Here is a 9225-nt window from a genome sequence, read left to right as displayed (position 1 = left end):
TCGCCACTCTCACCAACAAAGCAAAAAGCCCCATCAGATCCCGTTCGACTTGCATGTGTTAAGCACGCCGCCAGCGTTCGTCCTGAGCCAGGATCAAACTCTCCAAACAAAAACATGTCCAGAAAAAACCCCCCACAAAAAAAGAGGAGGCAAAATCCCAACCAAAAAAACAAAAAACAAAAACAAAACAAAAAGCGTAAAACAACAAAAAGTACACTATCAAGTTCTCAAACAACACCCACACAACCAAGCCACCCCCACACCCAAAAACAGGCACAAAAGCAACCCAGAAGGATCAGCCGCCAAACCAGATTAACTGCCCGGCGGAACATATTTAACTCTACTCTCATCCCCCTTTAGAAAACAAATTCCCTGGACGTGAACCACCCCACAAAATCCCGTTTTTATACTTATAACAGTTAAATTTACCCCCACTTCAACAACCGAAGTGGGGGTAAGATTCCGCTAATTGCAAGAGGTTTTTAGGACCTAAAAACCTACTTCACCATCGCAAACTAAACTCGCAGTTCGCCAAAAAGTTCTATTTAGCTTCAGGATTTTTTAAAACGATAATTCCAGCAACGCAGTCTTCTGGGGCAATCTCAACTGCCTCAACCAGCGGACAAACATCAATTTTCTTATCTTCCCGACCGTAAAAATTCACCGAAAGAGTCCGATAACCCGGTTTAGCTTCAGCTTTAACAGTCTCAACTACGCGCTTTAGCTCCGCTGCAGAGATATCATCACTTTTTAATTTTACAATCATCACCAAGTTTTCATTCTCATCAGAATGAGTATGAATCTCTACATCACTAACTTCGCCGCTACTTTCGGTAACCGACTTCTGTAACTCTGCGTGGTTAGCGCCACCAAAACAGCCAGTAAGCCCAAGAGTTGCCAATCCGATTACTGCCATCAGGCTGACCAGTTTTTTCAACTTCATTTTAGACGTTCCTATTTCTAGATTAATCATTCTTTATCTCAAGCATTTCCAACTCTAATGACCGCTAGGTTACGTCGTCCTTTGCGAATCAAAATAGTTCCGTCTGCCAGTTGGTCAGCCTCAGTTAGCAAAGCCTCAGGATCAGCGACCTTAACATTATTCACATAAGCTCCACCAGAGTCCACGGTCCGGCGAGCTGCCCCGCGTCCTTTTTCTAATCCAGCAGCAACTAAAGCATCCACAATCGTTGCTTCCCCTAAAGTCACTACCCCAGCTGGCAGGTGGGAGGTTGCAGAAGCTAAAGTAGCCCCATCAACTGCCCGTAAGTCACCACTGCCCCACAGAGCGTCCGTAGCCGCCAGGACCCGCTCTAACTCTTCCTTACCGTGCACCAGCTCAGTAACTGAAGCTGCCAAAGCCTTTTGCGCTTCCCGGCGGAAAGGTTCAGCGGCAACTGCAGCTTCCAAACGCTCAATCTCAGCTCGGTCTAAGAAAGTAAATACCTTCAAGAACCGCACCACATCCGCATCTTCAACATTTAGCCAGAACTGGTAGAAAGCATAAGGGGACAGTAAATCAGCAGAAAGCCAAATAGCCCCGCCTTCAGACTTTCCAAACTTAGTGCCATCAGCTTTAGTGATTAACGGCGTAGTCATTACGTGAACTTCAGCGCCCTCGGCACGGTGAATCAAATCCAACCCGCCCAGCAGATTCCCCCACTGGTCATCGCCCCCGGTTTCCAAAGTGCAACCATAGCGGCGGTACAGTTCTAAGAAGTCATTTGCCTGCAAAATCTGGTAGGAAAACTCGGTGTAAGAAATACCCTCATCGGATGCCAGGCGACGGGCCACAGCTTCCTTTTTCAACATAGTTCCCATGCGGAAATATTTTCCGAGGTCGCGCAGTAAATCAATTGCGGTTAATTCAGACGTCCAGTCCAGGTTATTCACCATAATGGCTGCATTATCGCCCTCGAAAGAAAGAAAACGCTCAATCTGGGAACGCAATTTATCTACCCAACCGGCAACAACTTCACGTGGCTGCAAAGAGCGTTCTCCGGACATGCGCGGATCGCCAATCAAACCGGTGGCGCCCCCCACCAAAGCAAGCGGACGGTGCCCCGCATTTTGCAAGTGACGCATTAAAATCAACTGCACTAAATGCCCGTGGTGCAAAGACGGTGCCGTGGGATCATAGCCACAATAGAAAGTTACGGGTCCGTTGTTAAGCGCCTCGCGAAGTTTCTCGAGGTCGGTATGCTGACGGATTAGCCCACGCCACTGCAGTTCATCAATAATGTCGGACACTGCCTTGCCTTCCTAATTGTATTAACCCAAAAATCGGCGTCCGCTGAGAACACCGCTTATAGTTTCTCTCATCTGCTGAAAAAAGGCGAACTGGAGAAAAAATCTTATTTTCCAAAAGAAAGAAGTTTACTGGCAATCTGCGAAGCAGCTTCCTCAGTTACGCAAACCACCATAACTGTGTCATCTCCCGCCACAGAACCTACAACCTCCTCATAGCGAGCTGCATCTAAAGCAGCTGCCAGCAGATTTGCAGCCCCCGCCGGAGTACGCAAAACCAGCAGATTTTGAGCTTGCGCCACTCCAACCAGCAGTTCTTCTGCCCACCTGCGTAACTTTTCTTCCCCAGCTTCTTCACTTAATGAAGCATGTCCCGCATGAGTTGCAAGCACGTAAATCTGCCTGCCACTGGTATCTCGCACTTTAGTTGCCCGAACTTCAATCAAATCGCGTGAGAGCGTAGCTTGAGCAACACTAATCCCCCGCGCTTCTAATGCTTCTTGCAATTCCGGCTGCGAAGCAATAATTTCGGTTGTCAGAATTTCTTCAATTATTGCGTGGCGACGATTCTTACTTACCGGCAGAGTTTTATTAGCAGAGACAGCTTTTTCCGCCAAGGAATTAGGCTGCGCGGTGTTATCCCGTTTACTCACACCCATTTAGCTGTTTTCTATTTCCTTTGCGATGGAACGTGCCCACTGACGGATTTCTTCCCAATCACGGAAATCTCCTTCAATCGCCCCACCCAAACGGGCTTGGGAACGTTCCCGCCAAGAAAGCTCTTTCGGTTTCAACGCACCGGCGAAAGTACGGTGATCTTCACACTTCAAACGCAGCAATACGGGTCCAACTCGCACTGGATCATTCGCACTTGATTTAGGGACTCCAGATAAGCCGACTGAAAAAGCCCACACTGGCTTTTCAATTAGAGAGGTTTCAAACTGCTTAATAAAGTTGCGCATTTCGCCAACCCATTGGGTGGTGTAAACAGCAGAGCCAATTATTAAAGCATCATACTCAGCAATTGAATCAACTGTCGAAACTTCACGAAGCTCTACATCGAGACCGTGACTAGTTAGCTCATCAGCAATTGTCTGCGCTACCTCAGCAGTGGAGCCATGCCGAGTCGCGTACGTAACTAGAAATTTCATAAAACTATAGTGCCCTATAAAATGGGGTTCCCTCACCTCGAAAAGTCCTAAAAACGTCTTTTCTTAGTGAGGGAACTTTATTAAATAACTTGAAAACCCTAATATTTCGGGCTTTTAGCTACGTAACTTAGCGTCAAATTTCTTCGCCAAAACTTCCATAATGTGACCACGAAGCGCAGCAGTTTCTTCCGCTCCTAAAGTACGATCAGCAGCGCGCATCCGTAAAGCGAAAGCTAAAGAACGTTTCCCAGCTTCAACTTGAGAACCAGCGTATTCATCAAATAACGCTACTTCTTCTAACAGTTCCCCACCTGCTTGCCGAATCTCAGTTAGCAGATCGGCAATCGGAATTTCTTGCGCAACAACTACCGCAATATCTTCTTTTACCACTGGGAAAGTGGAAACTGGCTTCACCTGAATCGGCTGTTTACTGGAAAGCTTGAAAAGGGTTTCCAAATCCAGTTCCAATGCCACTGCCCGTGCAGGTAAACCATAGTTCTTCACCACGCGGGGGTGAAGTTCACCGGCGCGACCAACTTCAGTTACCCGTTTACCGCTACGGACGTACAGGTTTGCACAACGTCCCGGATGCCAAGGAGCAGTAGCTGCAGGGGTATCCACCGACTTGGGTTGTTCTTTACCACTTTGTGGGCGGTAAAGCTGAGTGGCTTCTACTTTAACTCCCAAAATTGCGCCGATTTGCTTAGCGACCTCGAGAATATCAGCCCAGTCAAAACTGCGTTTTTCAACCAGCACATTATTAGCCGTGGCTGCACCTGCCAAAACCATCCCCAGGTGCCAGGGCTGTTTCGGAGTCCCACGGTGCAGTTCGCCGATTTCTTTCGGATGTGGCCGTTGGGAAGCCGAGGGAATCCCCGCAGGTTTCACGCCCTGCGGTAAAGTGACCATGCCAAGTTCAAATACGCGAATCGATTCTGCTCCGCGAGCGGCGTTGCGCTGGGCAATGTCAAGCAGTGAATCTAGTACGGAGGTTCGCAGGTAGGGTTGGTTTTCTACCAGCGGGTTGCGTAGTTTCACGGCTTGGCGGCGCATATCGTTTTCGGGTATCTGACAGCGATCCCAAGCGTCTCCTACGAACGGGTAGGAAAGCACCTGCACGAAACCACGATCAGCTAAAGTTTGGGCAATCTGCCGGCGTGCTTTCACGCGGTCAGGCAGTCCACTTCCGGCGGGAGCTACCGGCAGGATCGGGGTGATGTTGTCGTATCCGTCCAGGCGGGCTACTTCTTCTACCAGGTGGCAGGATTCAGTAATGTCTGGCCGCCAGGTGGGGACTGTGACGAGTAGATTTTCTGCTTGATCTTTAACGGTTGCCCCGATGGTTTCCAAAAGTTCAATCACGCGTTCTTTTGGATAGTTTACGCCGGTAAGGCGAGCTGGTTCGCTAACTGGCATGAGGATTTGGGTGGGTTCGGCTACTTGGTTGTAGTCGAAAACTGCGTTGTCAGCAGTTGCTCCCCCGTATTCAACCAGCAGGTCTACAACTCGTTGGGCGGCAATCGCTGGCAGCTGCGGATCTACTCCGCGTTCAAATCGTTTGGCAGCTTCTGAAGGAATCCGGTGTCGGCGAGCGCTGCGTGCCACGGAAATGGAGTCAAAGTGGGCGGCTTCGATGAGCACATCAACAGTTTGGGAGGTTACTTCTGTTTCTGCTCCGCCCATTACTCCGGCTAGTCCCAGGACGCGGCTTCCCTTAACTCCGTTTGGAGAGTCGGTGATCAGCAGGTCTTCTGCATCTAAGTTGCGTTCTACTTCGTCTAAGGTGGTGAGTTTTTCATTTTCGAGGGCGCGGCGGACCACGATTGGTGCAGTTACCTGCTGTAGGTCATAGGCGTGCAGGGGTTGCCCTAAATCCAGCATGACATAGTTGGTTGCATCTACGGCTAGGGAAATAGAACGCATTCCCATCGCTTCAATCCGTTCCACTAACCATTTTGGACTGGTTGCCTGTGGGTTTAGTCCTTTGACAATGCGGGTGACGAAGCGGTCGCAGCCGATATTTCCGCGGATGGGGGCCTGGTCGCTTACTTCTACGGGGAAACCGGATTCATTTGCTTCGGGAATTTCTTTTCCGTAGTTTTCAGCCAGACCGGGGTCAGTGTATTTTGCTCCGGTGGAGTGGCTGTATTCGCGGGCAATTCCGCGCATTGAAAAACAGTAACCACGGTCGGGGGTGACGTTAATTTCTAGTAGTTCTTGTCCCAGCCCCAGGAATTCGATTAGGTCTTCGCCGATTCCGGGCAGTTCGTTTACATCGTAGTCTTCGTTTAGGACGATGATGCCGTCGCCTTTGTTTGGTAGCCCTAGTTCTTGGGTGGAGCAGATCATCCCGTCAGAAATGTGTCCGTAGGTTTTGCGGGTAGCGATCTCGAAGTTTCCGGGGAGGATTCCTCCGGGGAGGATAACTGCTACCAGGTCGCCTGCTTGGAAGTTGTGCGCACCGCAGATGATTGAGCGGGATGGAAGGTCTGAGGGTTCTTTCCCGGTTCCGGGAGCATCGTTGTGGATGCCTACGTCTACGCGACAGTAGTTAATGGTTTTGCCGTTAGATTGTTTTTCGGGAGTTTTCGTGAGTACACGCCCAACCACCAGGGGGCCTTTTACTTGGGCTGGGTGGATGGTTTCTTCTTCTAAACCTACTTTAACCAGGTCGGCGGCAAGTTTTTCTGGGTTGGTGCCGGGGAGGACTTCAACGTGGTCTTTTAGCCATTGAATTGGAACGTTAGGCATTTTTAGTTACCCTTTCCGTTGGTGCCGAACTGGAGGGAGAATCGTTGATCTCCTTCAACGATGTCGTGCATGTCTGCGATGGAGTGGCGAAGCATGAGGGTGCGTTCAATCCCCATTCCGAAGGCGAATCCTGAGTATTCTTCCGGGTCAATCCCACAGGCGCGTAAAACGTTGGGGTTTACCATGCCGCATCCGCCCCATTCAATCCAACCTGCCCCACCTTTCTTCTGGGGGAACCACAGGTCCATTTCGGCTGATGGTTCGGTGAAGGGGAAGAAGGAGGGACGTAGGCGGGTTTTTGCTTCTGGCCCGAACATGGCTTTCGCAAAATGGTCGAGGACGCCTTTAAGATGTGCCATTGTTAAACCTTTGTCTACCGCTAGCCCTTCGACTTGATGAAAGACTGGGGTGTGGGTGGCGTCTAGCTCATCGGAGCGGAATACTTTCCCGGGGCAAGCTACATAGATTGGTACGTTGCGTTGCAACATGGTGCGTGCCTGTACTGGTGAGGTGTGGGTACGCATCACCAGGTGCCCGTCTGCGGGGTCTGTTCCCCCCACGGTTGTTCCGTCAATGTAGAAAGTGTCTTGCATTTGTCGCGCGGGGTGGTCAATGTCAAAGTTCAACGCGTCGAAGTTGAACCATTCATGTTCCAGTTCAGGTCCTTCAGCAATATCCCACCCCAGGGAAACAAAGTAATCGGAAATATCATCCATGAGGGTTTCAAGTGGGTGTCTAGCTCCGCTCAGCGCGCGTTCGGTGGGAGCTGTAATATCTACAGTTTCTTCTGCGAGGACGCGAGCTTCATTGGCAGCTTCGAGGATAACTTGTTTTTCATTTAGAGCCGTTTGGATAGCGGCGCGGGCTTTTCCAAGGTTTTTCCCAGCGGCAGCTCGGTCACTTCCCGGGAGTTTTCCGATAGCTTTAGAGGCCAGGGCAACTGCTGAAGTTTCACCAAAGTGAAGTTTCTTTACCTCTTGAAATTCTTTAAGATTTTGTGTTTCTTCGATTGCTTTTAGGGCATTGGAAATAATGGTTTCCATCTGCTTTTCATCCAGTGGATTAATTTCCGTCGCTTCGTTTTCTGCGGCCATGATTCTTATCCTTAACAGTGACATTTCCACCTACTAAGATAGCGCGATTCGAGCTTTTAGGGGAATCTAGTGTCGTACCTAATATTTGTTTCTGCCTGTTTTTTCGTCTTTTCGAGTTAAGTTGGCCTTTTTGGTTCGCTGAAGTAGGCAAACTTACTTAAAACACTCATAATTGGGTTTATGACTATTAATTTGGAAAAGCCAGAGTTTAATGAGCCTAAAGTTTGGCGAACTCATCATTTTAAACAAGCTAAGCAAGCGGGTCGTAAGCTAACTATGCTGACTGCTTACGATGCTTTAACCGCACGGATCTTAGAAGCTGGCGGGGTGGATATTCTTTTAGTTGGCGATTCGTACGGGAACGTCATGCTTGGTTTCCAAGGAACTTTAGAGGTTTCTTTAGAGAATATGGAGACTGCTACCCGAGCGGTTGCTCACGCGGTGAAAAAACCTTTTGTGGTGGCGGATTTACCGTTTGGTTCTTACGAGGGCGGTGCGCAACAGGCTTTCCATTCGGCGGTGAAGCTAATGAAACAAGGCGCTAATGCGGTTAAGTTAGAAGGGGGCGCCGCCCGTTCAGAGGCGGTACGTTTGCTGACGTCCTCGGGAATTCCTGTGGTGGGGCACCTGGGTTTTACTCCCCAATCTGAAAATGCTTTGGGGGGCCCTCGGATGCAGGGACGCGGGGAGGCTCGCCAGCAGGTAATTGATGATGCTTTAGCGCTCCAAGCTGCTGGAGTTTGTCTACTGGTATTAGAACTGGTTCCAGCTCCGTTAGCCGCTGAGGTTACTGAACTTTTGGACATTCCGGTGATTGGGATTGGTGCTGGCCCAGAAACTGATGGGCAGGTTCTGGTTTGGTCTGATATGGCGGGAATGACCGAGTGGGTTCCCAGTTTCGTACATCGTTTCGCTGAACTGGGAACTGCGTTGCAGCAAGCTACCGCTGATTATTGTGAAGCGGTTAAGAATGGTTCTTTCCCTTTTTCTAATAACTACCGATCGGAGTAAATATGTCTGCTTCTAAACTTGCTTTACGTGCCCCTTTGGGCAATACCCAGCCGGGAGTTATTTCCCCTAAGCGGGCTGTGCCAGCGAAGATTGAACGGCCGGAGTATCTTTTTCACGATGGCCCAGAGGTAGTTACTGCTTCAGACGTTAAATCTGCAGAAACAATTGAGAAGATTCGGCGTGCTGGTCAGATTGCTGCCCGCGCGTTACAGGCAGCTGGTAAAGCTGTTAAACCTGGGGTAACTACAGATGAGTTAGATGCGATCGTGCATGAGTACATCATTTCTGAAGGAGCCTACCCGTCTTGCTTAGACTATATGGGCTTCCCTAAGTCTTGCTGTACCTCTGTAAATGAGGTGATTTGCCACGGGATTCCAGATTCTCGCCCGTTAGAAGAGGGCGATATTGTGAATATTGACGTGACTGCCTATTTAGATGGGGTGCATGGGGATACTTGCGCAATGTTTTACGTCGGTGAGGTTGATGAGGAATCTCGGTTACTTTGTGAACGCACTGAAGAAGCCATGTTGCGTGGTTTGAAAGCGATTAAACCGGGTCGGGAAATTAATGTCATTGGGCGAGTGATTGAAAAGTATGCGAAGCGGTTTAACTACGGGGTGGTTCGAGACTACACTGGGCATGGTGTGGGGGAAGCTTTCCATTCTGGTTTAATCATTCCGCATTACGATGCGGCTCCGGCGCATAATACTCTGTTGGAAGAAGGTATGGTCTTTACAGTTGAGCCGATGCTGACCTTAGGGGAATACACTTGGCAGCAGTGGGATGATAACTGGACGGTGGTTACCAGTGACCGTTCGCGGACGGCTCAGTATGAGCATACGGTGGTTGTTACTGCTGACGGTTGTGAAATTCTTACGCTACCTTAATGCAGTTTAAGTAGTAAAAGTAAAAAGCTGCTCTAACTCGATGTGGAGAGCAGCTTTTTTGCGTTAGAATTTTCTATAACTCAA

Annotated in this window: 8 protein-coding genes and 1 rRNA gene; 2 read left to right on the top strand and 7 right to left on the bottom strand. The window is 49.4% G+C overall.

What is annotated here, in order from left to right:
* From NXS08_RS05680 to pheS, 7 genes are all read right to left on the bottom strand, one after another.
* A 16S ribosomal RNA gene (locus NXS08_RS05680) occupies nucleotides 1-109 on the bottom strand; the annotation flags it as partial.
* A gap of 432 nt (nucleotides 110-541) precedes the next feature.
* Nucleotides 542-973, bottom strand: a complete 432-nt coding sequence (locus NXS08_RS05675) for a hypothetical protein (protein ID WP_259138303.1) — start codon at nucleotides 971-973, stop codon at nucleotides 542-544.
* Nucleotides 974-981: 8 nt separating this feature from the next.
* Nucleotides 982-2250 (bottom strand): tyrosine--tRNA ligase, encoded by a 1269-nt coding sequence (gene tyrS / locus NXS08_RS05670; protein ID WP_259138301.1) that lies wholly within the window; start codon nucleotides 2248-2250, stop codon nucleotides 982-984.
* Between the two features lie 104 nt (nucleotides 2251-2354).
* Nucleotides 2355-2906: an arginine repressor gene (gene argR / locus NXS08_RS05665; RefSeq protein ID WP_259138298.1), complete on the bottom strand. Its 552-nt coding sequence runs from the start codon at nucleotides 2904-2906 to the stop codon at nucleotides 2355-2357.
* Entirely contained in the window at nucleotides 2907-3398 is a 492-nt protein-coding gene (locus NXS08_RS05660; protein WP_259138296.1) for a flavodoxin domain-containing protein, read from the bottom strand.
* 114 nt (nucleotides 3399-3512) lie between these two features.
* Entirely contained in the window at nucleotides 3513-6149 is a 2637-nt protein-coding gene (gene pheT / locus NXS08_RS05655) for a phenylalanine--tRNA ligase subunit beta (protein ID WP_259138294.1), read from the bottom strand.
* 2 nt (nucleotides 6150-6151) lie between these two features.
* Nucleotides 6152-7243 carry a phenylalanine--tRNA ligase subunit alpha gene (pheS, locus tag NXS08_RS05650; RefSeq protein ID WP_396232253.1) on the bottom strand — a complete coding sequence of 364 codons (1092 nt, stop codon included), beginning with the start codon at nucleotides 7241-7243 and terminating at the stop codon, nucleotides 6152-6154.
* A gap of 180 nt (nucleotides 7244-7423) precedes the next feature.
* Here pheS and panB point away from each other — a divergent pair, with 180 nt between their 5' ends.
* On the top strand, nucleotides 7424-8254 hold the full coding sequence (panB, locus tag NXS08_RS05645; RefSeq protein WP_259138292.1) for a 3-methyl-2-oxobutanoate hydroxymethyltransferase: 831 nt from the start codon (nucleotides 7424-7426) through the stop codon (nucleotides 8252-8254).
* A 2-nt stretch (nucleotides 8255-8256) separates the two neighbouring features.
* Entirely contained in the window at nucleotides 8257-9141 is an 885-nt protein-coding gene (gene map / locus NXS08_RS05640) for a type I methionyl aminopeptidase (protein WP_259138290.1), read from the top strand.
* Nucleotides 9142-9225 lie beyond the last annotated feature (84 nt).

The sequence above is a fragment of the Gleimia sp. 6138-11-ORH1 genome (assembly GCF_024814355.1).
Classification (GTDB): domain Bacteria; phylum Actinomycetota; class Actinomycetes; order Actinomycetales; family Actinomycetaceae; genus Gleimia.
The sequence above is the reverse complement of the archived record's forward strand: the minus strand, read 5'-3'. Positions and strand labels throughout refer to the sequence as shown.

Coding starts and splice junctions, on each gene's coding strand:
- argR (WP_259138298.1), bottom strand. CDS start 2,906: ATGGGTGTGAGTAAACGGGATAACACCGCGCAGCCTAATTCCTTGGCG.
- pheS (WP_396232253.1), bottom strand. CDS start 7,243: ATGGCCGCAGAAAACGAAGCGACGGAAATTAATCCACTGGATGAAAAG.
- map (WP_259138290.1), top strand. CDS start 8,257: ATGTCTGCTTCTAAACTTGCTTTACGTGCCCCTTTGGGCAATACCCAG.
- pheT (WP_259138294.1), bottom strand. CDS start 6,149: ATGCCTAACGTTCCAATTCAATGGCTAAAAGACCACGTTGAAGTCCTC.
- NXS08_RS05660 (WP_259138296.1), bottom strand. CDS start 3,398: ATGAAATTTCTAGTTACGTACGCGACTCGGCATGGCTCCACTGCTGAG.
- panB (WP_259138292.1), top strand. CDS start 7,424: ATGACTATTAATTTGGAAAAGCCAGAGTTTAATGAGCCTAAAGTTTGG.
- NXS08_RS05675 (WP_259138303.1), bottom strand. CDS start 973: ATGATTAATCTAGAAATAGGAACGTCTAAAATGAAGTTGAAAAAACTG.